This window comes from Pseudomonas sp. CHM02, assembly GCF_000612585.1.
GTDB lineage: Bacteria > Pseudomonadota > Gammaproteobacteria > Pseudomonadales > Pseudomonadaceae > Aquipseudomonas.
On record NZ_JFCA01000005.1, the window covers coordinates 1 to 24,370 of the forward strand.

The window sequence follows — 24,370 nt, forward strand, 5'->3', positions numbered from 1 at the left end:
CGCCGGCAAGCCGGCTCCTACAATGGTGTGCGGTGAGGCATACTTGCCGCCTCCCGCTCCCCAGAATTGTCAGCGTCCCATGCGTATCCACGTCAGCTTCATCGACCGCGTCGGCATTACCCAGGAAGTCCTGGCCCTGCTCGGTGGGCGCAATCTCAACCTGGATGCGGTGGAGATGGTGCCGCCCAACGTCTATATCGACGCCCCGACCCTGAGCGCCGAAGTCCTCGAAGAACTGCGTGACGCGCTGTTCAGCGTGCACGGCGTGCAGGCGGTCACGGTGGTGGACATCCTCCCCGGCCAACGCCGCCACCTGCAACTCGACGCCCTGCTGGCGGCCATGACCGACCCGGTGCTGGCGCTGGACAGTGCGGGCAAGATCCTGCTGGCCAACCCGGCGTTGATCGCCCTGTACGGTCGCGAACCGGCCGGGGAAAGCATCAGCGAGCTGCTCAATGATCCGGCGCTGCTGGAGACCTTGCTGGAGCATGGCTTTCGCTTGCCGCTGCGCGAGATCAGCGTCAACGGCCAGACCTTTTTACTCGACGCCACGCCGATCACCGATGCGGGCGCCCTGCTCACGCTCTACCAACCCAACCGCATCGGCGAACAGCTGTCGGCGCTGCACCACGACCATGCCGAAGGGTTTGATGCGCTGTTGGGCGAGTCCCCGGTGATCCGCACCCTCAAGGCGCGCGCGCAGCGCGTGGCGGCGTTGGATGCACCGCTGTTGATCCAGGGCGAAACCGGCACCGGCAAGGAATTGGTGGCACGCGCGTGCCACGCCATCAGTGCACGCCACAGCGCACCGTTTTTGGCGTTGAACTGCGCGGCGCTGCCGGAGAACCTCGCCGAGAGCGAGCTGTTCGGTTATGCACCGGGCGCCTTTACCGGCGCGCAACGCGGTGGCAAGCCGGGGTTGATGGAGCTGGCCAACCAGGGCACGGTGTTCCTCGATGAGATCGGCGAGATGTCGCCGTACTTGCAGGCCAAGCTGCTGCGTTTTCTCAATGATGGCAGCTTCCGGCGCGTCGGCGGCGATCGCGAAGTGAAGGTCAACGTGCGCATCCTCAGCGCCACCCATCGCGACCTGGAAAAGATGGTCGGCGAAGGCACCTTCCGCGAAGACCTGTTCTACCGCCTCAACGTGCTCAACGTCGAAGTGCCGCCGCTGCGCGAACGTGGCCAGGACATCCTGTTACTGGCGCGTTACTTCATGCAGCAGGCCTGCGCGCAGATCCAGCGCCCGGTGTGCCGCCTGGCGCCCGGCACTTACCCAGCGCTGCTGGGCAACCGCTGGCCGGGCAACGTGCGCCAGTTGCAGAACGTGATCTTCCGCGCCGCCGCCATCTGTGAAAGCAGCCTGGTGGACATCGGCGACCTGGACATTGCTGGCACTTCGGTGGCACGCCAGGGCGACGGTGAAATAGACAGCCTGGAACAGGCGGTGGAAGACTTCGAGCGCAACCTGCTGGAAACCCTCTACACCAGCTACCCCTCGACCCGTCAACTGGCCAGCCGCCTGCAGACCTCGCACACGGCCATCGCCCATCGCCTGCGCAAATACGGCATTCCAAATAAGCCCTGAAGCCGAGCACCGATCAAATGTGGGAGCTGGCTTGCCTGCGATAGCGGTGGGCCAGGCACACCGCTATCGCAGGCAAGCCAGCTCCCACAGGAATTGCAATTCGAGCGTTAAGTTTGGTCCAGGAACGACATCCAGTGTACTGAAAGCGCTACAGTGGAACGATTTCGCTACAGCCTTGTTTTTTTGCGTGCCATGCAAGGCTTTGATCCACATAGGCTTTTTTTCAGGCGCTCGAGTGTAGCGAAATCGCTACACCCGGAAACGCTAACGTCACCACCAATTTTATTAACTTATTGATTTATAAAGACTTAATAACATTGGCCGCGATATTGCTAAGCAACTCCCCATTATTCCAATCCCGTCCACCAGACGAATCTGGCCTTGAGGAGTTTCCATGAGCGAGTTGCGTTTCACTGAAGATCACGAATGGCTGCGCGCCGAAGCCGATGGCAGCGTCACCGTGGGTATCACCGCTTTCGCGCAGAACGCGCTGGGTGATGTGGTTTTCGTGCAACTGCCGGAGTTGCAGGCCTACGACAAGGGCGCCGAAGCGTCCACCGTGGAATCGGTCAAGGCCGCCAGCGGTGTGTACATGCCTCTGGACGGTGAAGTGCTCGAAGTGAACGACAAGCTCGACGGCAGCCCGGAACTGGTCAACGAAGACCCGATGGGCGAAGGTTGGTTCTTCCGCTTTAAACCGGCTGATGCCAGTGCAGTGGCTAAGCTGTTGGATCAGGATGCGTACGACCGCCTGATCAAAGCCAACGCTGAAGCTTGAGGAGCGCGCCATGACCGTTAATCTGACTACCGCCAACGAATTCATCGCCCGCCACATCGGCCCGCGCCAGGAAGACGAGCAGCACATGCTCGCCAGCCTCGGCTTCGATTCCCTGGAAGCCCTGAGCGCCAGCGTGATCCCGGAAAGCATCAAGGGCACCAGCGTGCTCGGCCTGGAAGACGGCCTGAGCGAAGCCGAGGCCCTGGCCAAGATCAAGGCCATCGCCGGCAAGAACCAACTGTTCAAGACCTACATCGGCCAGGGCTACTACAACTGCCATACGCCGTCGCCGATCCTGCGCAACCTGCTGGAAAACCCGGCCTGGTACACCGCCTACACCCCGTACCAGCCAGAAATCTCCCAAGGCCGCCTGGAAGCGCTGCTGAACTTCCAGACCCTGATCAGCGACCTCACCGGCCTGCCGATCGCCAACGCATCTCTGCTCGACGAAGCCACCGCCGCCGCCGAAGCCATGACGTTCTGCAAGCGCCTGAGCAAGAACAAAGGCAGCAATGCCTTCTTCGCTTCGATCCACAGCCACCCGCAGACCCTCGACGTATTGCGCACCCGTGCTGAGCCGCTGGGCATCGACGTGGTGGTGGGCGATGAGCGCGAACTGACCGACGTCAGCGCGTTCTTCGGCGCCCTGCTGCAATACCCGGCCAGCAACGGTGATGTGTTCGACTACCGCGAACTGACCGAGCGTTTCCACGCCGCCAATGCATTGGTAGCCGTGGCCGCCGACCTGTTGGCCCTGACCCTGCTGACCCCGCCGGGTGAATTCGGCGCCGACGTGGCCATCGGCAGCGCACAGCGCTTCGGTGTGCCGCTGGGCTTCGGTGGCCCGCACGCGGCGTACTTCTCCACCAAGGATGCGTTCAAGCGCGACATGCCGGGCCGCCTGGTCGGTGTCTCCGTCGACCGTTTCGGCAAGCCTGCGCTGCGCCTGGCCATGCAGACCCGCGAGCAACATATCCGTCGCGAGAAAGCCACCAGCAACATCTGCACCGCCCAAGTGCTGCTGGCCAACATCGCCAGCATGTACGCCGTGTACCACGGCCCTAAAGGCCTGACCCAGATCGCCCGGCGTGTGCACCAGTTGACCGCGATCCTGGCCAAGGGCTTGACCACGCTTGGCGTGAAGGTCGAGCAGGAACACTTCTTCGACACCCTGACCCTCAAAACCGGCGCCCACACCGCTGCCCTGCACGACAAGGCCCGCGCCCAGCGTATCAACCTGCGTGCAGTGGACGCCGAGCGTCTGGGTGTATCGGTGGACGAAACTACCACCCAGGCCGATATCGAAACCCTGTGGGCGATCTTCGCCGACGGCAAGGCCCTGCCGGACTTCGCTGCCAATGTGGACAGCACCCTGCCAGCGGCACTGCTGCGCCAGTCGCCAATCCTCAGCCACCCGGTGTTCAATCGTTATCACTCCGAAACCGAGCTGATGCGCTACCTGCGCAAGCTGGCCGACAAGGACCTGGCGCTGGACCGCACCATGATCCCGCTGGGCTCGTGCACCATGAAGCTCAACGCCGCCAGCGAAATGATCCCGGTGACCTGGGCCGAGTTCGGTGCCCTGCACCCGTTCGCCCCGGCCGAGCAAAGCGCCGGCTACCTGCAACTGACTTCGGACCTGGAAGCCATGCTCTGCGCGGCCACCGGTTACGACGCGATCTCGCTGCAACCGAACGCCGGTTCCCAAGGTGAATACGCTGGCTTGCTGGCCATTCGTGCCTACCACCAGAGCCGTGGCGATGAGCGCCGCGATATCTGCCTGATCCCCTCGTCGGCCCACGGCACCAACCCAGCCACCGCCAACATGGCGGGCATGCGTGTGGTCGTCACCGCCTGCGACGCGCGCGGCAACGTCGACATCGAAGACCTGCGCGCCAAGGCCATCGAGCACCGCGATCACCTCGCCGCACTGATGATCACCTATCCGTCCACCCACGGTGTGTTCGAGGAAGGCATCCGCGAAATCTGCGGCATCATTCACGACAACGGCGGCCAGGTGTACATCGACGGCGCCAATATGAACGCGATGGTCGGCCTGTGCGCACCGGGCAAGTTCGGCGGCGACGTGTCCCACCTGAACCTGCACAAGACCTTCTGCATTCCCCACGGCGGTGGCGGCCCGGGTGTTGGCCCGATTGGCGTCAAGTCGCACCTCACGCCCTTCCTGCCGGGCCACGCAGCCATGGCGCGCAAGGAAGGCGCGGTGTGTGCGGCGCCGTTCGGCAGCGCGAGCATCTTGCCGATCACGTGGATGTACATCAGCATGATGGGCGGTGCGGGCCTCAAGCGCGCTTCGCAACTGGCGATCCTGAATGCCAACTACATCTCCCGTCGCCTCGAAGAGCACTACCCAGTGCTCTACACCGGCAGCAACGGCCTGGTGGCGCACGAATGCATCCTCGACCTGCGCCCACTCAAGGACAGCAGCGGCATCAGCGTGGACGACGTGGCCAAGCGCTTGATCGACTTCGGTTTCCACGCGCCGACCATGTCGTTCCCGGTGGCCGGCACCTTGATGATCGAGCCGACCGAAAGTGAATCCAAGGAAGAACTGGACCGCTTCTGTGACGCCATGATCGCCATCCGCGAAGAAATCCGCGCGGTGGAAAACGGCACCCTGGACAAGGACGACAACCCGCTGAAGAACGCGCCACACACCGCCGCTGAATTGGTTGGCGAGTGGTCGCACCCTTACAGCCGCGAACAGGCTGTGTACCCGGTAGCGTCGCTGATCGAAGGCAAGTACTGGCCGCCGGTGGGTCGTGTCGACAACGTGTTTGGCGATCGCAACCTGGTGTGCGCCTGCCCGTCGATCGAGAACTACCAGGAAGCGTAAACGCAACCTTCCCTGTAGGAGCCGGCTTGCCGGCGATAGCGGTCTTGAGGGCCTCATCGCCGGCAAGCCGGCTCCTACAAGATCGGGTGCACCCGTGAATGCGTGCCCAATAATAAGAAACCGGAGAACAACTCATGTCTTTAAGCGTGTTCGACCTGTTCAAAATTGGCATCGGCCCCTCCAGTTCCCACACCGTCGGCCCGATGCGCGCCGCCGCCCGCTTCGTCGAAGGCCTCAAGCGCGACAACCTGCTGAGCACCACCACCAGCATCAAGGTGGAACTCTATGGCTCGCTCGGCGCCACCGGCAAAGGCCACGGCAGCGACAAGGCCGTGCTGCTGGGCCTGGAAGGCGAACACCCGGACACCGTGAATACTGAAACCGTGGCAACGCGCCTGGCGCAGATGCGCAAGGACGGCCGCCTGAATTTGCTCGGTGAACACAGCATTGCGTTCAACGAGAAAGAACACCTGGCGATGATTCGCAAACCCCTCGCCTATCATCCCAATGGCATGATTTTCCGTGCTTTCGACGCCGCCAATATCCAGATCCGCAGCCGCGAGTACTACTCGGTCGGTGGCGGTTTCGTGGTCGATGAAGACGCGGCCGGCGCCGACCGGATTGTCGAAGACGCCACGCCCTTGACCTTTCCGTTCAAGCACGCCAAGGACTTGCTCAGCCATTGCACCACCTATGGACTGTCCATCAGCCAGGTGATGCTGACCAATGAAAGTGCCTGGCGCCCGGAAGCGGAAACCCGTGCCGGCCTGCTGAAGATCTGGCAGGTGATGCAGGACTGCGTGGACGCCGGCTGTCGCAACGAAGGCATCCTGCCGGGCGGCTTGAAGGTCAAGCGTCGCGCCGCGGCGTTGCATCGCCAGCTGTGCAAGCACCCGGAGTCGGCCCTGCGCGATCCACTGTCGGTGCTCGACTGGGTCAACCTCTACGCCCTGGCGGTCAACGAAGAAAACGCCAACGGCGGGCGCGTGGTCACGGCGCCGACCAACGGCGCTGCCGGGATCGTGCCGGCGGTGCTGCATTACTACATGCGTTTTATCCCCGGCGCGAATGAAGAAGGGGTGGTGCGTTTCCTGCTCACCGCCGCCGCCATCGGCATTTTATACAAGGAAAATGCGTCGATCTCCGGTGCCGAAGTCGGCTGCCAGGGTGAAGTCGGCGTGGCCTGTTCTATGGCGGCCGGCGCGCTGTGCGAAGTGTTGGGCGGCAGCGTTTCCCAGGTGGAAAACGCCGCCGAAATCGGCATGGAGCACAACCTCGGCCTGACCTGCGACCCGATTGGCGGGCTGGTGCAGGTGCCCTGCATCGAACGCAATGCCATGGGCTCGGTCAAGGCCATCAACGCGGTGCGCATGGCGTTGCGTGGCGACGGGCAACACTTCGTCTCGCTGGATAAGGTCATCCGCACCATGCGCCAGACCGGCGCCGACATGAAAAGCAAATACAAGGAAACCGCCCGTGGCGGTTTGGCGGTCAACATTATCGAGTGCTGACGCCTAAAGGCGCGCCAGCACGTTTTTCAGGAGCTGAATATGTCCACCGAAACCCTGTTGAAAACCCCTCTGCATGCCCTGCACATCGAGTTGGGCGCGCGCATGGTGCCCTTCGCCGGCTACGACATGCCGGTGCAATACCCACTGGGCGTGATGAAGGAACACCTGCACACCCGTGACCAGGCCGGGCTGTTCGACGTGTCCCACATGGGCCAGATCCGCCTGACCGGCGCCAATGCCGCCAAGGCCCTGGAGACCCTGGTGCCGGTCGACATCATCGACCTGCCAGTAGGCATGCAGCGCTACGCGATGTTCACCAACGACCAGGGCGGTATTCTCGATGACCTGATGGTAGCCAACCTGGGTAACGACGAGCTGTTCCTGGTGGTCAACGCCGCCTGCAAGGACCAGGACCTGGCGCACCTGCGCCAGCACATCGGCGACCAGTGCACCATCGAGCCGTTGTTCGAAGAACGTGCCTTGTTGGCCCTGCAAGGCCCGGCAGCGGTGAAGGTGCTGGCGCGCCTGGCACCGGAAGTCACCAAGATGACCTTCATGCAGTTCGCTTCCCTGCGCTTGCTGGGCGTGGACTGCTATGTCAGCCGTTCGGGCTACACCGGCGAGGACGGATTCGAAATCTCCGTTCCCGCCGCCAATGCCGAAAGCCTGGCCCGCAGCCTGCTGGCCGAGACCGAAGTACAGGCTATCGGCCTGGGCGCCCGCGACTCGTTGCGCCTGGAAGCCGGCCTGTGCCTGTACGGCCACGACATGAACACCGATACCACACCGATCGAAGCCAGCCTGCTGTGGGCGATCTCCAAGGCCCGACGTGCCGATGGTGCTCGCGCTGGGGGGTTCCCGGGTGCCGACAAGATCTTCACCCAGCAACAGGCCGGCGTGAGCCGCAAACGGGTAGGCTTGTTGCCGCAGGAACGCACGCCTGTGCGTGAAGGCGCGGAGATCGTCGACGCAGACGGTACGGTGATCGGCAGCGTGTGCAGCGGTGGTTTCGGTCCGACCCTGGGCGGCCCGCTGGCGATGGGTTACCTGGACAGTGCATTCATCGCACTGGATACCGAAGTTTCTGCGTTGGTGCGTGGGAAAAAGGTGCCACTACGTGTAAGTAAAATGCCATTTGTACCGCAGCGTTACTATCGCGGCTGATTGGTTGTTTCTATAAGTAACGCGGTTGCGTTAACGTGCACTAATCTGTAACGCAACCGCCATAAAACAGTGCACTGCCGATAGTCTTTTTATAGGAGTCCACCTATAACAAGTGATCAACTCTATCGAATAAGTGGGATCCACAATATTCACCCAAGTGTCATAAGCCCAGGCAAAACCTGGGTTTTTGGCAGGGCTTGTTTTTTCTCTGTTAGTTGGCGTAGAGTTTGCCCACTGTGTTTGCATGGGTCGCTTGGAACCTGGACCTGGGCAGTAGCTGAAGTAGTTGTGCTACAACCCGTTCGACGTCTCTTACTTTCCTGCAACCCAGCCCAGTACTCTTTCATGCGAAAGGGGCTGTCATTAATTTTTAGCGTCAAGGAAATAAGAAAATGGCTGAACGTCAGAGCGGTACCGTCAAGTGGTTTAACGACGAGAAAGGGTTTGGTTTTATCACCCCAGAAAGCGGTCCGGATCTGTTCGTGCATTTCCGCGCTATTCAGGGCAACGGCTTCAAGAGCCTGAAAGAAGGCCAGAAAGTGACGTTCGTTGCTGTGCAAGGCCAGAAAGGCATGCAGGCTGACGAAGTACAAGCAGAAGGCTGATCCCCCCTGCGACAAAAAGCCCCTGATGGTGACATCAGGGGCTTTTTTATGCGCGTTTGCTCGTAAAATGGCTTTTTTCATCAGAGAGCCCTGCCATGTCAAAACCCCTGCTGAGCCCCCAAGGCGAATTCCCCGCCGTTGGCCTGGGCCGTCGTCTGGCAGCGATGTTCTATGATTTCCTGTTGTGCACCGCCCTGCTGATCGTCACGGCGTTTATCTACAAGCTGATCTGGATCGCATTTGTCGGCGAAGCGAAGATGCGCACCCTCACCGAATCCGGCGCACTGGACGGCGATCCGTTGCTGTCAACGATCCTGCTGTTTGTGCTGTTTGGTTTCTTCGCCAAGTTCTGGACCCATTCCGGGCAGACCCTGGGCATGCAAGTGTGGGGCGTGCGCGTACAGAACGCCGATGGCTCCCGGATCAGCCTGTGGCAGGCGCTGTTGCGCTTTGTGGTGTCGATTGCGTCGTGGTTGTGCGTAGGACTGGGGTTTATCTGGTCGTTGTTCGATAAGCGCAAACGCAGCTGGCATGACATCTATTCGGACACGCAGCTGGTGCGGATTCCCAAACAGAAAAAGTAACCAACCCCTGTAGGAGTCGGCTTGCCGGCGATGGCGATCTTAAGGACGCCATCGCCGGCAAGCCGGCTCCTACAAGGTTATGCGTTGCCGGCGAGCTTGAGGCGTGCGGCCTGGGTGAAATCCAGCATGCGCTTGAGCGGGCGCACCGCGTGGGGGATCACAGAAGGCTCGACGAATATCTCGTTACTGCCCTCACGCAGGCACTGCAGCGTGCGCTCCAGCGTGTTCATCGCCATCCACGGGCAGTGTGCACAACTGCGGCACGCCGCGCCGTTGCCGGCGGTTGGGGCTTCGACAAAGACCTTGTCCGGGCACAGCTGCTGCATCTTGTAGAAGATGCCGCGGTCGGTGGCGACGATAAAGGTCTTGTTCGGCAGGCGCTGGGCGGCCGCAATCAGTTGGCTGGTCGACCCTACGGCATCCGCCAGCTCGATGACCGACGTCGGCGACTCCGGGTGCACCAAAATCGCTGCATCCGGGTAGAGCGCCTTCATATCCTCCAACTGCTTGGACTTGAACTCTTCGTGGACAATGCAGGCACCATCCCACAGCAGCATGTCGGCACCGGTCTGGCGCTGGATGTAGGTGCCCAAGTGCTTGTCCGGGCCCCAGATGATCGTCTCGCCGTTGTCCATCAGGCTTTCGACGATTTCCAGTGCACAGCTGGACGTGACCACCCAATCCGCCCGTGCCTTGACCGCCGCCGAGGTGTTGGCGTAGACCACCACGGTGCGCTCGGGATGCTGGTCGCAGAACGCCGAAAACTCCTCCACCGGGCAACCCAGGTCCAGGGAGCAGGTGGCTTCCAGGGTGGGCATGAGGATGCGTTTTTCGGGGGTGAGGATCTTGGCGGTCTCGCCCATGAAACGCACACCAGCGACCAACACGGTCTTGGCCGGGTGGGCGGCGCCGAAACGCGCCATTTCCAGGGAGTCGGAGACACAGCCACCGGTTTCTTCGGCCAGGGCCTGGATCACCGGGTCGCAATAGAAGTGGGCAACCAGCACCGCGTCCTGAGCCTTGAGCTCGGCGGCGATGGCGGTGCGCAGGCTCGCCTCTTCGTCGGCGCTGAGGGCCTTGGGCTGCTTGGCGTCGAGGTGGGCTTGAACCAGAAGGCGTTCGGAAATTTGCGTCATGTTCGCAAGACCTGCAGGCGCAGTTGCGCGAAAGTCGAGTGTACCACCGGCTCTGGAGCCCTTCGGGCGCCGCCGGACGAAGTGATTGTGTTCATCAAGCACGGTTAGAGATGAAGCTGCGCAAGGCTACAGAATATCCAAGGGTTTCAAAAGCCTAATCTGGAATTCGCCGGCGTATCTGACGGGCAAAAAAAGGGAAACTCCAGGGCTGGAGTTTCCCTTTTTTACAACAGGCTCTTTGCTGTTTCGCAGAGATCAGAAGCGGTAAGTCACCGACCCACCAAAGCCATTGGCGCTGTTTTCATATTTGGCATCGTAGGTCAGGCCCACCTGGGAAAGGTTCTGCCGCACCTTGATCGGCTCCTCTTTGAGGTAGGAATACGCCACATCGAACGTCAGGTTGTCGACGGGCGTCCAGCCGGCGCCCAGGCTGAAAACCGTGCGGTCCCCCGTAGGAATTCGCACGGATCGGTCGGTGTTGTTGGTAGGCGTCTGGTCCACCGAGAAACCGGTCCGCAGCACCAGTTCTTTGTTGACCCGGTACGCCGCGCCAATGGCGTGGGACCAGGTGTCATGCCAGTGCTGTTGCTCGGTGATCGAGCCCAGGCCACCGAATTGAGCGGCGAGGTTGGACACACCGTCGTTGTTGATGGTGATCTTTTTCAACTGGCTCCAGCGGGTGTAGGTGCTGCCGAGGTAGAGGGTCCAGTCGTCATTCAATTGATGGGTGACCGAGAAATCCACGGACGAAGGCGTGGTCACGTCCAGGCTGGCGTCATACTTCTGCGGCCCGCCGTCAAAGGTATCGGAAATCAGGCCGGAGGCATGGGTCTTGCCGCTGAGGTGGTACACCACCTGCGAGTGATAGGTCACACCGATGCGCGTGCTGTCGAGAGGCTGCACGAGGATACCGGCGTTGAACCCGGTGGCGTTGTCGTCACCTTTGACCTTCACGCTTTCGCCGGCGCCACCGCCCAGTGGCAGGTTGGAGTCCAGTTCGCCGCTGATGCGGTTGAAGGTCGGACCAAAGCCCACCGACACTTTGTCGTTGAAGGCGTAGCTGACCGTCGGCTGCACGGTGATGACCGAAATCTTGCTCTTGCTGCCAAAACCATTGCCCTGGAAGCTGTGCTCATAGTCGGTCACCAGGCCGAATGGCGCATAGATACCCAGGCCAAACGCCCAGTGCTCATCGATGGGCGTGACCAGATAGCCCATCGGCACGGCAATGCCGGGCACCATGTCGCCTTTATTGGTGCCGGGGTTGTCGGCGCCGAATTGCGAGGAACTGGCGTCCTTGATATTGGTTTTGGCATCAAGGTAGGTCGCGCCGAGGCTGACTTCATTCTGCTTCAGGCGGGACATGCCGGCAGGGTTGCCGAACACCGTGCTGGCATCGTCGGCCGAGGAAGAGCGCCCGGCGTAGCCCGTCCCCATCGAACTGACGCTTTGCTCATTGAGCGCGAAACCACCGGCAAACAGTTGGCTGGAGGCAAGGGAAACGGCAAGCGCCAAGGCGCCTTTAAGAGTTTTGTTATTCATTATTAGGACTCGAATTAGGGGGCAGCGACGAGGAAGCTACCAACGTTCGAGCGGGGGGTTTATGAAGAGTTTTTCATGTGGAGGATTGTCGGACAATCCTAGGTATTTCAAAGACTTTGGTTGTTTTTTCGTTCCCCGTAATGACCTTTTAACCCGATTGTGACCCACCGGTTTTGGCGATCGCGCCACCCTGGCACAGATACAAGAAAGCCCCAGGCTTTTCATTCACCTGGGGCTCGATGTGTTTTCAAACGGGCAAAAAAAAACCCGGAAATCCTCACTTGCGTGGGCCTTCCGGATTTTCTAAACCGCCAAAAATGGTGGGTCGTGTGGGATTCGAACCTACGACCAATTGGTTAAAAGCCAACTGCTCTACCAACTGAGCTAACGACCCGCTGTGTGGTGGCGCGTATAATACTGATTTCTAAGGATTATTCAACACCTTATTTGAAATAAATCAGAAATAACGCGTTGGGTCAGTAATTCCGGCGGCTTGAAAGCCTTCTGCACGCAGTCGGCAGCTGTCGCATTTCCCACAAGCACGGCCGTCATCGTCTGCCTGATAGCAGGAAACAGTCAGCGAATAATCGACGCCAAGTCCTACGCCAGCCTTCACGATATCGGCCTTGCTCAGGTTTTGCAGCGGCGCCAGGATGCGGAAGCCCTGCCCTTCTACACCGGCCTTTGTCGCCAGGTTGGCCATGCGTTCGAACGACTCGACGAACTCTGGACGGCAGTCCGGGTAACCGGAGTAATCCACCGCGTTGACACCGATAAAGATATCGCGAGCATTGAGCACTTCCGCCCAGCCCAAGGCCAGGGACAGGAACACCGTGTTACGTGCCGGCACGTAAGTCACCGGAATGCCTTCGCCGGGCGTTTCCGGCACATCGATGCTGCTGTCGGTCAGCGCGGAGCCGCCGATGCCGTTGAGGTTCAGGCCGATCACCTTGTGCTCGACCACGCCCATGTCACGGGCGACACGGGCGGCGGCGTTCAGCTCGGCGCGGTGGCGCTGGCCGTAGTCGAAGCTCATGGTGTAGCAGCTGTAGCCCTGCGCTTGTGCCATGGCAACCACCGTGGCGGAGTCGAGGCCGCCGGACAGCAGGATTACCGCGCGTTTTTGATCCATGGTGTGTTCAGTCATATCAGCGTCCTGGCTCGTCGTTCCAAAGGTATTTATGCAGCTGCAATTGCAGGCGCACCGGTAGGTTGTCCGCAACCACCCAATCGGCGAGGTCACGTGCATTCAGGTCATGGTGGCTTGGCGAGAACAGCACTTCGCCTGCGCGGCGGTCCAGCCCGTATTGAATCAGCTTGGAGTTCGCCCAGTCATAGTCGTCGCGCGAACAGATGACGAACTTGACCTGATCGTTGGCCGTCAATAGTTCGATGTTCTCGTAGCGGTTACGATGCGCTTCCTTGGAGCCTGGGGTCTTGAGGTCGACCACGCGGCTTACACGCGGGTCGACCGCAGAAATGTCCAGCGCACCACTGGTCTCCAGGGAAACCTCGTAGCCGGCGTCACATAGCTGCTTGAGCAAAGGGATGGCATTGGGCTGGGCCAGCGGCTCACCGCCGGTTACGCAGACGTAGCGCGGCTTGTAGCCGGCGACCTGCTCCAGGATGTCATCGAGGGTGCGCACCGTGCCGCCACTGAAGGCGTAGGCGCTGTCACAGTATTGGCAACGCAAGGGGCAACCGGTCAGGCGCACAAATACTGTGGGCAGGCCAGCCGTCCGCGTTTCACCCTGCAACGAGTAAAAAACTTCGGTAATACGTAATGTGTCTTGCATAGTCGCCACGGGCGTAACAGCTAAACAGGCTGTCCGCCTCCGTCAGGCACTTTGAGGGACCCCGCCAACGCGTAGACCCCAAAAAGCGTGTTTCATAAAAGGGCGTGGATTCTAACGAAAAAACCCGCGCCAGGCGCGGGTTTCTTCTAAACGGGCTGCTTCGCTTACAGGCGTTGCAGGTCCCGTTGGGCCAACTGGGCAGCGGAAGTCCCCGGATACTGGGCCACAACCTGCTGCAGAATGCCTTTGACCTTGTCGGTATGACCCAGGCGGCGTTCCACGTCAGCGAGTTTGTACAGCGAGTCTGGCACCTTGGCGTGCTTGGGGTACAGCTGGCTGACCTTGGCAAATGCCTGGCCAGCACCCTGCAGGTCACCCTTTGCCAGGTTGACTTCACCCAACCAGTACTGGGCGTTGCCCGCGTACTGGCTGTTCGGGTATTTGCGCAGGAAAGCGGTAAATGCCTGGCTGGCCTTATCGAAATCCTTGGCTTTGATCAGGTCGAAGGCTGCATCGTAATACAGCTTTTCCTTCGCCGGATCACCCGGTTCGCTGCTTGCGGCAGGGGCCTGGCTGGCAGCCGCCCCTGCTGCTGCACCACCGGCGGCTGCGCTAGGCGCGCCACCGGTAGAAGAATTATCAGGAGTTGCGGCAGGTTGAACGCCGGCTCCAATGCGTCGATCAAGATCCTGGTAACGCTCCAGGCCTTCTTGCTTCAGCTGGTTCACTTGGTTTTGCAGTACCTCAATGGTGCCTTGTTGCTGCGCCAGTTGATCCTGCATGCGTTGCAGCTGGTTGAACAGTTCGCCCTGTGCCGAGGGAGCGGACGTAGCCGCTCCCCCCGCATAGGCGCCGTTCGTGCCATAACCCGCTGGCGGATAACTGCTCCCGCTATTGTTATAGCCAGAGTTGCTATCTTCCACAGGAACCGCAGCCCACACCGCAAGCGGTGCGAGGCTGAGAGCCAATACAGTTAGAGCACGACGGCACGTTCGCATGACGAATTACTTACGCAGTTCGACGCGACGGTTTTGAGCCCAGGACTGCTCGTCGTGGCCAGTAGCAACTGGACGCTCTTTACCGTAGGAAACCAGTTCCAGTTGGCCTGGAGCTACACCTTGCAGTACCAGGTAGCGCTGAACGGCTTTCGCACGACGCTCGCCCAGTGCCATGTTGTACTCACGAGTACCACGTTCGTCGGTGTTACCTTCCAGAACAACGCGAGCGCCGTTAGCTTTCAGGTCCTTCGCGTGAACGTCCAGAGCGCGCATGGCTTCTGGTTTCAGGTCCGAACTGTCGTATTCGAAGTAGAAAGTGGTGATAGCGCGCAGAGCAGCTTCTTCGCTCAGGGAGCCGTCAACCGCACCAGTGTTAGCGCCGTAACCAGCGTTTGGATCAACAGCTGCGCCTTCACCGGCATTGTCGCCGCCTTTAGACGAGCAACCAACGGCTACGGACAGAGCCAGAGCCAGAGCAGCAAACTTACCAAACTTCAGCATTTCCATCGTGAAACTCCTAATGAACCCCAGTGTGTTAAGCAAATCTTTTTGTAGCGCCGCGTCAGTTCAGGTAAGGGGACCAGGATGGTTCTCTGACTTCGCCTTGTGCGGTAGGAAGTGGGAGCCTTACGCGTCCATTAATGGACACGAGCATCAAGACTCCCCGGCCCTGCTGGCGGGTGGCGTAGATTACCATGGTGCCGTTGGGCGCAACAGTGGCTGACTCATCAAGGTTGGTATCTGTGAGGATTTTTACGGTTCCGCGCTGCAAATCCTGGGCCGCAACCCGGAAATTAGTGAAACCATCCTGACGGTGAATCATCACCAACGTCTTTTCATCGGCCGAAAGTTTAGGGTTGGCGTTGTAGTTACCGATAAAAGTAACACGCTCTGCGCCCCCACCATTCACGTTCGCTTTATAAACCTGTGGCTTGCCGCCGCGGTCAGAGGTGAAGTAGATGGTCGAACCATCCTTGCCCCAGAACGGTTCGGTATTGATGCCCGGGCCGCTGGTTGCGCGAGTGATCTGGCGCGAAGCCATGTTCATCACGTAGATGTCCGGGTTGCCGTCCTTGGACAGCACGAACGCCAGGCGCGAACCGTCCGGAGACCAGGCCGGTGCACCGTTGAGGCCTTCGAAGTTGGTGATCTGCTCACGACGGCCAGTATCAATGTGCTGGACGAAGATACGCGGACGCTTCTGCTCGAAAGACACGTAGGCAATACGCTTGCCGTCCGGCGCGAAGCGCGGCGACAGGATTGGCTCACGGGATTGCAGCAAGGTCACAGCCCGCGCACCGTCGTAGTCCGAACGCTGCAAAGTGTAACGAGTGTTGTCTACGGAGAAACGTTCAGCCGTTACGTACAGCAGACGCGTCGAGAAAGCCCCCTTGATACCGGTGAGCTTTTCAAACGACTGGTCCGAAATGTAGTGGGCCATGTCGCGAATCTGTTCGGCAGTGCCCGAGACGCTACCGGTCAGGACCTGCTGCTCGGTCGCCACGTTGAACAAGGTGTAGGTGATTTGCAGGCGACCGCCAGCCGGCGTGATGTTGCCGACCATCAGGTACTGCGCGCCCACCGCTTTCCAGTCACGGAACACGACTTCGCTGGCCTGGTTCGGCTGGCTGATCATGTTGCCTTTTGGAATCGGTGCGTAGTAGCCGGAGTTGCGCAGGTCGTCGCTGACGATCTGGGCCATGTCGTCCGGCAGCACGCTGCCGCCCTGCCAGCCGAACGGTACTACCGCGATCGGGGTGGCCCGATCGCTACCGCTGGTGACCAGGATGTTCTTTTCATCCGCCGCCGCTATCCCTGCCATACAGCAAATAACGACAAGCATTCCTCGAAGAAGGTTTCTCACAAGGCTAGATCCTCAGGTGTGAATGTCATCTTGAATGAACGATAGGGAGCGAAGTCGCTTGGTTTCATTCCCTGCATCTCGGTCAACCGGCCAATGTTCTTGACCGCGGCAACCGCCGAACTGTCGAACGAACCGTCACCACTGGACTTGGACACGCTGACCGAAGTCACCGTACCGTCCGGCAACATGCCGATCTGCAGCACTACTGTCATGCCTTTGCGTGCCGAAGGTGGACGTGTCCAACCCTCTGCTGCCCGCGCCCGAATCAGGTCGTCGAAACTGCCCGCGACTTCATCGCCACGCTCATCGGCCAAGGCTTGCTGACGCTGCGGCGTGTCGGAGAGCAAATCTGCCAAGGCCTGGGCCTTTTTCTCTTCGGCGGATTTGCGCGCTGCTTCCTGGGCCTTTTTCTTGGAGGCGTCGGCGGCAGCTTTCTTCTTCGCGTCGTCGGCGACTTTTTTCTTCGCCTCGTCTGCTTCAGCTTTTTTCTTGGCGTCTTCGGCGGCTTTCTTCTTCGCGTCTTCGACTATTTTCTTCTTGGCGTCTTCAGCGGCCTTTTTCTTGGCCTCTTCTTCGGCTGCTTTTTTGGCTTCTTCTTCAGACTTCTTCTTGGCTATATCAGCCAATTGTTTCTCTTCGGCCTTTTTCGCTTCGGCAGCTTTCTCGGCTTTCTTGGCTTCATCAGCCTTTTTCGCCTCGTCGGCCTTCTTCGCTTCGTCAGCCTTTTTCGATTCCTCGGCCTTTTGAGCCGCCTCTTCTTTCTTTTGTTCCGCAGCAGCCTTCACCGCTTCCTGCTCGACCTTCTTCTGTTCCATCTGCTCGACTTCAGTCTGGCGCGCAGCCGACTTCTGGGCCTCACCCGCAATCTTCTGATTGGTCTGGGTGGTGGCCTGACTTTTCGATTTCAGCTGATACAGGGTCGCCTGCACGATCGGCTTGGCTGGCGGCAGGTCCGGGGTCATGGCAAAGCTGACGAACAGCATGCCAAACACCAGGACGTGCAGGGCAATTGCCCAGACGCTAGGCCAGAAGTAGCTTTCCGAGGCGGACGGCTCTCGCTGTTGCTGCATCAGGGCGCCTCGGTAATCAAGCCAACGTTACCCACGCCGGCCTTCTGCAGCCCGCCCATGGCGCCCATGACGGAGCCGTAGTCGACCGCCTTGTCACCGCGGATGAACACCTGGGTGTGCTTGCCGCCTTCGTTGCCGGAGCGAATGATCTTGGTCACCGCATCGGTCATCGCCGGCAAGGTCAGGGCCTTGTCCTGCTGCTTCTGAGTGTCGACTTCGCTGCCAAGGTTCCAGTAATAGGTCTTGTCGGACTTGATCGAAATGGTCAGCACCTGGGTGTTGTTGTCCTGTGGCAAGGCTTCGCTGGAAACCTTGGGCAGATCAACCTTCACACCCTGGTTGAGCATCGGCGCGGTCACCATGAAGATAACCAGCAGCACCAGCATCACGTCGATGTAAGGCACTACGTTCATCTCGGCGACCGGCTTGCGCTTGGTTCGAGCTCGAGTGATTAAAGCCATCGGGAGGTACCTGCTTATTCTTCGCTGGTGTGCACTTTACGGTGCAGGATCGCCTGGAATTCATCGGCGAAGGTGTAGTAACGGCCAATCAGGTTTTCGCCGCGGGCGGCAAAACGGTTGTAGGCAATTACTGCGGGGATAGCAGCGAACAGACCGATCGCGGTGGCGATCAGGGCTTCGGCAATACCCGGGGCCACGGTGGCCAGGGTTGCCTGCTGGGCCTGGGCCAGGCCACGGAAGGAGTTCATGATCCCCCACACGGTACCGAACAGGCCGATGTACGGGCTTACGGAACCGACGGTGGCGAGGAACGGCAAGCTTTGCTCAAGCTTCTCTTCTTCGCGGGAGATGGCGACGCGCATGGCACGGGCCACGCCTTCCATGACCGCTTCCGGGTCAACGCCTGGCTGCTGGCGCAGACGGGAGAATTCCTTGAAGCCGGCGCGGAAGATCTGCTCGACGCCCGAATCCGGGTCCGGATTGCTGCCGGCCTGGCGGTACAGCTTGGACAGGTCGATACCCGACCAGAAGCGCTCTTCAAAGCTCTCCAGGGCACGTCGACCGGCACGCAGCAGGTTGCTGCGCTGAAAAATCATGACCCAAGAGGTAACCGATGCGGCTACCAGGGTCAGCATGACCAGTTGAACCACAACACTGGCATTGCTGACCAGGCTCCACATGGAGGAATGGTCGACGACGGTAGGTTCCACGCTAAATCTCCTGCTTTGATTGTTTACCCGCGCCGCTTACATCGGCAAAGGCCGCACGTAGAGCTTCGGGAATGGCCCGGGGTTTCAAACTATTGGTGCGCACACAGGCCACCAGGAACTGCCCCTCACAGAGCAGCGTTGCATCCGTTGCCCGCCTGACCTGCTGCTTGAAACGCAGGCTGACACGGTTCAATTCGATTACTTCAGCGCTGACCAACAACTCGTCGTCCAGCCGCGCCGGCGCGTGATAGCGCGCCTCGCTGGAATGCACGACGAATAACAGGTCCTCCCCTGCCAGCTCGGATTGGGCAAAGCCCAGCTCCCGTAGCCGCTCGGTTCGAGCCCGCTCCATGAACTTGAGGTAGTTGACGTAATACACGATGCCGCCGGCATCGGTGTCCTCGTAATAAACGCGACAGCGATGTGCGAACGACTGATCCCCGTTTTGCGCGCGCATACTCTAGTGCTTACTCCTCAGGTTGCCAATCCGGCTGGGCAACTGTTTTTTCGTTGTCTGAAACATTTCTTACTGACTGAATGACGACACCAGCCACTAGGACAGCACAAACCTCGGATAAATCGTCTGGCGTGAAGCTTTTAATCGTCCACTGCATCGAGGAATTCGTCTACTACAGGCATCTCGCCCAATCGTGACGGAATGTTTAACCCGAAGTGCAGATAGGCGTGGCGCGTAACGACTCGCCCCCTCGGGGTACGCATGATGTAACCCTGCTGGATCAAGTACGGCTCCAGCACATCCTCAATGGTATGACGCTCCTCACTGATGGCCGCGGCCAGGCTGTCGACCCCCACCGGGCCGCCGTCGAACTTCTCGATCATGGTCAAGAGTAGACGTCGGTCCTGGTGATCGAAGCCGTGCTCATCCACGTCCAGCAGGTTCAAGGCCAGGTCGGCCACGGCCTTGGTGATATGCCCCTTGGCCCGCACTTCGGCAAAGTCACGCACGCGGCGCAGCAAGCGGTTGGCAATCCGTGGCGTGCCACGGGCCCGACGGGCAATTTCAAACGCGCCTTCCGGGTCCAGGGGCAAGCCGAGAATGCTCGCCGAACGGCTGACAATGGTCGCCAGATCGGCCGTGCTATAGAACTCTAGACGTTGAACAATGCCGAAACGGTCTCGCAGCGGGTTAGTCAGCATGCCTGCGCGGGTGGTGGCGCCGACCAGTGTGAACGGCGGCAGGTCGAGCTTGATCGAGCGGGCTGCCGGGCCCTCGCCGATCATGATGTCGAGCTGGAAGTCTTCCATCGCCGGGTACAGTACTTCTTCGACGATCGGCGAGAGCCGGTGGATCTCGTCGATAAACAGCACGTCATGAGGCTCAAGGTTGGTCAGCAATGCCGCGAGGTCACCCGGACGCTCCAGCACCGGCCCGGAAGTGGACTTGATCGACACGCCCATTTCCTGGGCAATGATGTTGGCCAGGGTGGTCTTGCCCAGACCCGGCGGGCCGAAGATCAGCGTGTGGTCCAGGGACTCACTGCGCCCGCGCGCCGCCTGGATAAACAGCTCCATCTGCTCGCGCACGGTAGGCTGGCCGATGTATTCGGCCAGGCTCAAGGGGCGGATGGCGCGGTCCTGGACCTCTTCACGGTCGCGCGGGCCAGTGGCTGCAATCAGACGATCAGCTTCAATCACTTAAATCATTCCCTTCAGGGCGCGGCGGATCATGTCTTCACTGCTCAGGTTCTTGTCCTTGATGGCCGACACGGCCTTGCTGGCTTCCTGCGGCTTGTAGCCCAGGGAGATCAGCGCGCTGACCGCATCGCTTTCGGCGCTGGCGACCTGGCCCGCCGGCATATCCGGTTGGTTCGGCACTAGGGCAAACATGCTCGGTACCACTTCCCAGGCTTTAAAGCGGTCCTTGAGTTCCACCAACAGGCGCTCGGCGGTCTTCTTGCCGACACCCGGCACCTTGGTCAGTGCCGAGGTGTCCTGGGCCGAAACGGCACGCACCAGCTCATCCACTTCCAGGCTCGACATCAAGGCCAGGGCCAGTTTCGGCCCCACGCCATTGAGGCGAATCAGCTCGCGGAAGAAGTCGCGGTCGCGCTTGCCAATGAAACCATAGAGTAGTTGCGCGTCTTCCCGCACCACCAGATGGGTGTGCAGCGTCAGCGGCTCACCGACCGACGGTAGGCGATACAGGGTGGTCATGGGCACTTCCAGCTCATACCCCAACCCATTTACATCCAGAATCAGGTGCGGCGGCTGTTTCTCAGCCAGGGTGCCGCGCAAGCGTCCAATCACGGTTCAGATCCTTAAAGCTTGGGGTCAGAGCATGGCCTGACCGGAAATAACGATTGCGCTGATGCTATCAGAGACGCAGGCGCCCGCCACGACTGCGTGCCGTACCCAGGCCGTGCGGCAACAGACTGGAACGGGTGTGCGCATGGCAAATGGCGATAGCCAGGGCGTCGGACGCGTCAATCTGTGGTTTGGCGGTCAGCTTGAGCATGTGCATGACCATCATCTGCACCTGCTCTTTGTTGGCGGCACCGGTGCCGACCACCGCCTGCTTGACCTGGGTGGCGGTGTACTCGGCGATCTCCATGCCCTCTTCGGCACCGGCGACGATGGCGGCGCCACGGGCCTGGCCCAGCTTCAGGGCGGAGTCGGCGTTCTTCGCCATAAATACCTTTTCGATGCCCATGGTGACCGGCCCGTAGGTCTGGATCACCTCACGCACGCCGCGATAGACGATCTGCAGGCGCTCGGCCAACTCGCCCGCACCGGTGCGGATGCAGCCCGACGCGACGTAGACGCAGCCGCGCGGGGTTTGTTGCACCACGCCAAAACCGGTGATGCGCGAACCGGGGTCGATACCTAGGATTAAAGTCATAACGCCTGCGGGTTGGGTAAAACAATTTTTGATACAAAGGAGATCGAATGTGGGAGCGGGCTTGCCCGCGAATGCGGTGTGTCAGTCGCTGAAAATGTTGGCTGACCCAGCGCTTTCGCGGGCAAGCCCGCTCCCACATTTTGATCTACATCTGCCCTTAGACTAGCTGTGCAGCCACGTCTTCCGGGATGTCGGCGTTGGAATACACGTTCTGCACATCATCCAGGTCTTCGAGCATGTCCAGCATCTTCAGCACTTTCTGTGCACCGTCCAGGTCCAGCTCGGCGCTGGTGGTCGGCAGCATCACGATTTCTGCGTCGGTGCCCTTGAAGCCGGCGGCTTCCAGGGCGTTACGTACGGCGTAGAAGCTGGCAAACGAGGTGAACACGTCAATGGAGCCGTCTTCGTTGGTCACCACGTCGTCGGCATCCGCCTCCATCGCCGCTTCCATCAGCGCGTCTTCATCCGTACCCGGCGCGAAGGATATCTGCCCCTTGCGTTCGAACAGGTAGGCCACCGAGCCATCGGTACCGAGGTTGCCACCGCACTTGCTGAACGCATGGCGCACGGCTGCCGCGGTGCGGTTGCGGTTGTCGGTCATGCATTCGACCATCACCGCCACGCCACCCGGGCCGTAGCCTTCGTAGCTCAGCTCGACCATGTCGTCGGTATCGGCGGCGCCGGCACCACGGGCCACGGCGCGATCGATGATGTCACGGCTCATGTTGGCGCCAAGCGCCTTGTCCAGCGCCAGGCGCAGACGCGGGTTGGAGCCCGGGTCACCACCGCCCTGGCGGGCAGCGACGGTCAGCTCGCGGATCCACTTGGTGAAGATCTTGCCTTTCTTGGCATCCTGACGCTCTTTGCGGTGCTTGATGTTCGCCCACTTGGAATGGCCAGCCATAACACAACTCCGAAATTCTGTAGAAACCTTGTCAATCCCGCCCCAGGCAGGACTTCTCTCTTTAAATCACAAGCCTTGTAACGCAAAGGCGCATCCGAAGATGCGCCTTTTTAGACTGCGTAAACCTCAGTGCGCTTTCACGCAGCAGCCTTACTCAGCCTTCGGCGTCTCGCGCAGACGGATGTGCAGCTCGCGCAATGCCTTGGCATCCACCACACCTGGAGCCTGGGTCATGACGTCCGCAGCACTCTGGGTTTTCGGGAAAGCGATCACTTCACGGATCGACTGGGCGCCGGTCATCAGCATCACCAGGCGGTCCAGGCCGAATGCCAGGCCACCGTGCGGCGGCGCACCGTATTTCAGGGCGTCGAGCAGGAAGCCGAACTTCTCTTCCTGTTCCGCTTCGTTGATACCCAACAGGCGGAAGACCGCTTGCTGCATCTCTTTGCGGTGGATACGGATCGAGCCGCCACCCAGCTCAGTACCGTTGAGCACCATGTCGTAGGCACGGGACAGCGCGCCAGCCGGGTTGGCTTCCAGCTCGGCCGGCGAGCACTTCGGCGCGGTGAACGGATGATGCAAGGCGCTGAAGCTGCCGTCGTCGTTCTCTTCGAACATCGGGAAGTCAACGACCCACATCGGGGCCCACTCGCAGGTCAGCAGGTTCAGGTCGTGGCCCAGCTTGATCCGCAGCGCGCCCAGGGCTTCGCTGACGATCTTGGCCTTGTCGGCACCGAAGAACACGATGTCGCCGTCGACTGCACCGACGCGATCGAGGATCACGTTCAGGTTGGCTTCCGGGATGTTTTTCACGATCGGCGATTGCAGGCCGTCAACGCCATTGGCGCGCTCGTTGACCTTGATGTACGCCAGGCCCTTGGCACCGTAGATGCCGACGAACTTGGTGTAGTCGTCGATCTGCTTGCGCGGCATGCTCGCGCCACCAGGCACGCGCAGGGCGGCGATGCGGCATTTCGGGTCGTTGGCCGGGCCGCTGAACACCTTGAAGTCGACGTCCTTGAGCTGGTCGGCCACGTCCACCAGTTCCAGCGGGTTACGCAGGTCTGGCTTGTCGGAACCGTAGCGGCGCATGGCTTCTTCGAAGGTCATGTGCGGGAAGTCGCCGAATTCCAGGTCCAGCACTTCCTTGAACAGGTTGCGGATCATCTGTTCGGTCAGGCCCATGATCTCTTTTTCATCGAGGAAGCTGGTCTCGATGTCGATCTGGGTGAATTCCGGCTGGCGGTCGGCGCGCAGGTCTTCGTCACGGAAGCACTTGGCGATCTGGTAGTAACGGTCGAAGCCGGCCACCATCAGCAGTTGCTTGAACAGCTGCGGCGATTGCGGCAGGGCGAAGAACGAACCGGCGTGGGTACGGCTAGGTACCAGGTAGTCGCGCGCGCCTTCCGGGGTGGCCCGGGTCAGGATCGGGGTTTCGACGTCCAGGAAGCCGTTTTCGTCGAGGAAACGACGGATGCTGGTGGTCATGCGCGAACGCAGGCGCAGCTTCTCGGCCATTTCCGGACGACGCAGGTCCAGGAAGCGGTAGCGCAGGCGGGTTTCTTCGCCGACATCGGAGTACTCGTTGAGCGGGAACGGCGGGGTTTCCGACTCGTTCAGCACTTCCAACTCATAGCCCAGCACTTCGATGCCGCCGGACGCCATGTTCTTGTTCACAGCGCCAGCCGGACGCAGGCGAACCTTGCCGGTGATCTTCACGACGTACTCGCTGCGCACGCGGTCGGCGGCGGCGAAGCTCTCGGCGCGATCCGGATCGAACACCACCTGGGCCAGACCATCACGATCACGGATATCGAGGAAGATCACCCCGCCGTGGTCGCGGCGACGGTGAACCCATCCGCAAAGGGTGATTTCCTGACCTTCCAGGGTCTCGTTCAGTTGGCCGCAATAGTGGCTGCGCATCATGGTAGTGGTTTCACTT

At 60.4% G+C, this 24,370-nt stretch carries 23 protein-coding genes and 1 tRNA gene; 7 read left to right on the plus strand and 17 right to left on the minus strand.

Annotated features, from left to right (window positions below; genetic code table 11):
- Positions 1-79: 79 nt before the first annotated feature.
- The 7 genes from BM70_RS0103640 (at position 80) to BM70_RS0103670 (ending at position 9,087) form a co-directional block, all read left to right on the plus strand.
- Positions 80-1,588: a sigma-54-dependent transcriptional regulator gene (locus tag BM70_RS0103640; protein ID WP_025854749.1), complete on the plus strand. Its 1,509-nt coding sequence runs from the start codon at positions 80-82 to the stop codon at positions 1,586-1,588.
- 394 nt (positions 1,589-1,982) lie between these two features.
- A complete protein-coding gene (gcvH, locus tag BM70_RS0103645; RefSeq protein ID WP_015885597.1) occupies positions 1,983-2,366 on the plus strand; it encodes a glycine cleavage system protein GcvH in 384 nt (127 codons plus the stop codon).
- 10 nt (positions 2,367-2,376) lie between these two features.
- The gene (gene gcvP, locus BM70_RS0103650; protein WP_025854750.1) at positions 2,377-5,223 is read left to right on the plus strand and encodes an aminomethyl-transferring glycine dehydrogenase; all 2,847 of its coding nucleotides are present in this window, start codon (positions 2,377-2,379) and stop codon (positions 5,221-5,223) included.
- Between the two features lie 134 nt (positions 5,224-5,357).
- On the plus strand, positions 5,358-6,734 hold the full coding sequence (locus BM70_RS0103655) for an L-serine ammonia-lyase (protein ID WP_025854751.1): 1,377 nt from the start codon (positions 5,358-5,360) through the stop codon (positions 6,732-6,734).
- 39 nt (positions 6,735-6,773) lie between these two features.
- The gene (gene gcvT, locus BM70_RS0103660) at positions 6,774-7,898 is read left to right on the plus strand and encodes a glycine cleavage system aminomethyltransferase GcvT (RefSeq protein ID WP_025854752.1); all 1,125 of its coding nucleotides are present in this window, start codon (positions 6,774-6,776) and stop codon (positions 7,896-7,898) included.
- A gap of 392 nt (positions 7,899-8,290) precedes the next feature.
- Positions 8,291-8,503, plus strand: a complete 213-nt coding sequence (locus BM70_RS0103665) for a cold-shock protein (RefSeq protein ID WP_003365337.1) — start codon at positions 8,291-8,293, stop codon at positions 8,501-8,503.
- Positions 8,504-8,598: 95 nt separating this feature from the next.
- The gene (locus BM70_RS0103670; RefSeq protein ID WP_025854753.1) at positions 8,599-9,087 is read left to right on the plus strand and encodes an RDD family protein; all 489 of its coding nucleotides are present in this window, start codon (positions 8,599-8,601) and stop codon (positions 9,085-9,087) included.
- A 77-nt stretch (positions 9,088-9,164) separates the two neighbouring features.
- Here the strand turns inward: BM70_RS0103670 and nadA are convergent, their stop codons facing one another.
- The 17 genes from nadA to aspS all read right to left on the minus strand — a co-directional run bounded on the left by nadA (position 9,165) and on the right by aspS (position 24,354).
- Positions 9,165-10,223, minus strand: coding sequence for a quinolinate synthase NadA (gene nadA, locus BM70_RS0103675; RefSeq protein WP_025854754.1), 1,059 nt, complete (start codon positions 10,221-10,223; stop codon positions 9,165-9,167).
- A gap of 255 nt (positions 10,224-10,478) precedes the next feature.
- Complete coding sequence (locus tag BM70_RS0103680) at positions 10,479-11,765, minus strand: OmpP1/FadL family transporter (RefSeq protein WP_025854755.1); 1,287 nt, start codon at positions 11,763-11,765, stop codon at positions 10,479-10,481.
- A 318-nt stretch (positions 11,766-12,083) separates the two neighbouring features.
- A tRNA-Lys gene (locus BM70_RS0103685) sits at positions 12,084-12,159 on the minus strand.
- 63 nt (positions 12,160-12,222) lie between these two features.
- Positions 12,223-12,897 carry a 7-cyano-7-deazaguanine synthase QueC gene (gene queC / locus BM70_RS0103690; protein ID WP_025854756.1) on the minus strand — a complete coding sequence of 225 codons (675 nt, stop codon included), beginning with the start codon at positions 12,895-12,897 and terminating at the stop codon, positions 12,223-12,225.
- A gap of 16 nt (positions 12,898-12,913) precedes the next feature.
- Entirely contained in the window at positions 12,914-13,561 is a 648-nt protein-coding gene (gene queE / locus BM70_RS0103695; protein ID WP_025854757.1) for a 7-carboxy-7-deazaguanine synthase QueE, read from the minus strand.
- Between the two features lie 164 nt (positions 13,562-13,725).
- The gene (gene ybgF, locus BM70_RS0103700; RefSeq protein WP_025854758.1) at positions 13,726-14,559 is read right to left on the minus strand and encodes a tol-pal system protein YbgF; all 834 of its coding nucleotides are present in this window, start codon (positions 14,557-14,559) and stop codon (positions 13,726-13,728) included.
- Positions 14,560-14,565: 6 nt separating this feature from the next.
- Positions 14,566-15,066, minus strand: coding sequence for a peptidoglycan-associated lipoprotein Pal (pal, locus tag BM70_RS0103705; protein ID WP_003209827.1), 501 nt, complete (start codon positions 15,064-15,066; stop codon positions 14,566-14,568).
- A 55-nt stretch (positions 15,067-15,121) separates the two neighbouring features.
- Positions 15,122-16,402, minus strand: a complete 1,281-nt coding sequence (gene tolB / locus BM70_RS0103710; RefSeq protein ID WP_033898484.1) for a Tol-Pal system beta propeller repeat protein TolB — start codon at positions 16,400-16,402, stop codon at positions 15,122-15,124.
- 17 nt (positions 16,403-16,419) lie between these two features.
- Positions 16,420-17,493 (minus strand): cell envelope integrity protein TolA, encoded by a 1,074-nt coding sequence (tolA, locus tag BM70_RS0103715; RefSeq protein ID WP_010208113.1) that lies wholly within the window; start codon positions 17,491-17,493, stop codon positions 16,420-16,422.
- Complete coding sequence (tolR, locus tag BM70_RS0103720) at positions 17,493-17,945, minus strand: protein TolR (protein ID WP_161634127.1); 453 nt, start codon at positions 17,943-17,945, stop codon at positions 17,493-17,495. The genes tolA and tolR overlap by 1 nt, the downstream gene beginning before the upstream one ends.
- A 23-nt stretch (positions 17,946-17,968) precedes the next feature.
- Positions 17,969-18,664, minus strand: coding sequence for a protein TolQ (gene tolQ, locus BM70_RS0103725; RefSeq protein WP_010208111.1), 696 nt, complete (start codon positions 18,662-18,664; stop codon positions 17,969-17,971).
- A gap of 1 nt (position 18,665) precedes the next feature.
- Positions 18,666-19,121: a tol-pal system-associated acyl-CoA thioesterase gene (gene ybgC / locus BM70_RS0103730; protein ID WP_025854760.1), complete on the minus strand. Its 456-nt coding sequence runs from the start codon at positions 19,119-19,121 to the stop codon at positions 18,666-18,668.
- Between the two features lie 140 nt (positions 19,122-19,261).
- The gene (gene ruvB, locus BM70_RS0103735; protein ID WP_003193867.1) at positions 19,262-20,320 is read right to left on the minus strand and encodes a Holliday junction branch migration DNA helicase RuvB; all 1,059 of its coding nucleotides are present in this window, start codon (positions 20,318-20,320) and stop codon (positions 19,262-19,264) included.
- A complete protein-coding gene (gene ruvA / locus BM70_RS0103740; protein ID WP_025854761.1) occupies positions 20,321-20,932 on the minus strand; it encodes a Holliday junction branch migration protein RuvA in 612 nt (203 codons plus the stop codon).
- Positions 20,933-20,999: 67 nt separating this feature from the next.
- Positions 21,000-21,524, minus strand: a complete 525-nt coding sequence (gene ruvC / locus BM70_RS0103745; protein ID WP_025854762.1) for a crossover junction endodeoxyribonuclease RuvC — start codon at positions 21,522-21,524, stop codon at positions 21,000-21,002.
- Between the two features lie 157 nt (positions 21,525-21,681).
- Positions 21,682-22,428 (minus strand): YebC/PmpR family DNA-binding transcriptional regulator, encoded by a 747-nt coding sequence (locus BM70_RS0103750; RefSeq protein WP_025854763.1) that lies wholly within the window; start codon positions 22,426-22,428, stop codon positions 21,682-21,684.
- A 150-nt stretch (positions 22,429-22,578) separates the two neighbouring features.
- Entirely contained in the window at positions 22,579-24,354 is a 1,776-nt protein-coding gene (gene aspS / locus BM70_RS0103755) for an aspartate--tRNA ligase (protein ID WP_025854764.1), read from the minus strand.
- Positions 24,355-24,370 lie beyond the last annotated feature (16 nt).

What these genes read in the sequence shown, in the direction of transcription:
- pal (WP_003209827.1), bottom strand. Translation starts at nt 15,066, where the DNA reads ATGGAAATGCTGAAGTTTGGTAAGTTTGCTGCTCTGGCTCTGGCTCTG.
- BM70_RS0103665 (WP_003365337.1), top strand. Translation starts at nt 8,291, where the DNA reads ATGGCTGAACGTCAGAGCGGTACCGTCAAGTGGTTTAACGACGAGAAA.
- queC (WP_025854756.1), bottom strand. Translation starts at nt 12,897, where the DNA reads ATGGATCAAAAACGCGCGGTAATCCTGCTGTCCGGCGGCCTCGACTCC.
- ybgF (WP_025854758.1), bottom strand. Translation starts at nt 14,559, where the DNA reads ATGCGAACGTGCCGTCGTGCTCTAACTGTATTGGCTCTCAGCCTCGCA.
- BM70_RS0103750 (WP_025854763.1), bottom strand. Translation starts at nt 22,428, where the DNA reads ATGGCTGGCCATTCCAAGTGGGCGAACATCAAGCACCGCAAAGAGCGT.
- queE (WP_025854757.1), bottom strand. Translation starts at nt 13,561, where the DNA reads ATGCAAGACACATTACGTATTACCGAAGTTTTTTACTCGTTGCAGGGT.
- tolA (WP_010208113.1), bottom strand. Translation starts at nt 17,493, where the DNA reads ATGCAGCAACAGCGAGAGCCGTCCGCCTCGGAAAGCTACTTCTGGCCT.
- BM70_RS0103655 (WP_025854751.1), top strand. Translation starts at nt 5,358, where the DNA reads ATGTCTTTAAGCGTGTTCGACCTGTTCAAAATTGGCATCGGCCCCTCC.
- gcvP (WP_025854750.1), top strand. Translation starts at nt 2,377, where the DNA reads ATGACCGTTAATCTGACTACCGCCAACGAATTCATCGCCCGCCACATC.
- aspS (WP_025854764.1), bottom strand. Translation starts at nt 24,354, where the DNA reads ATGATGCGCAGCCACTATTGCGGCCAACTGAACGAGACCCTGGAAGGT.
- BM70_RS0103640 (WP_025854749.1), top strand. Translation starts at nt 80, where the DNA reads ATGCGTATCCACGTCAGCTTCATCGACCGCGTCGGCATTACCCAGGAA.
- nadA (WP_025854754.1), bottom strand. Translation starts at nt 10,223, where the DNA reads ATGACGCAAATTTCCGAACGCCTTCTGGTTCAAGCCCACCTCGACGCC.
- tolB (WP_033898484.1), bottom strand. Translation starts at nt 16,402, where the DNA reads ATGCTTGTCGTTATTTGCTGTATGGCAGGGATAGCGGCGGCGGATGAA.
- gcvT (WP_025854752.1), top strand. Translation starts at nt 6,774, where the DNA reads ATGTCCACCGAAACCCTGTTGAAAACCCCTCTGCATGCCCTGCACATC.
- ruvC (WP_025854762.1), bottom strand. Translation starts at nt 21,524, where the DNA reads ATGACTTTAATCCTAGGTATCGACCCCGGTTCGCGCATCACCGGTTTT.
- BM70_RS0103680 (WP_025854755.1), bottom strand. Translation starts at nt 11,765, where the DNA reads ATGAATAACAAAACTCTTAAAGGCGCCTTGGCGCTTGCCGTTTCCCTT.
- gcvH (WP_015885597.1), top strand. Translation starts at nt 1,983, where the DNA reads ATGAGCGAGTTGCGTTTCACTGAAGATCACGAATGGCTGCGCGCCGAA.
- ybgC (WP_025854760.1), bottom strand. Translation starts at nt 19,121, where the DNA reads ATGCGCGCGCAAAACGGGGATCAGTCGTTCGCACATCGCTGTCGCGTT.
- BM70_RS0103670 (WP_025854753.1), top strand. Translation starts at nt 8,599, where the DNA reads ATGTCAAAACCCCTGCTGAGCCCCCAAGGCGAATTCCCCGCCGTTGGC.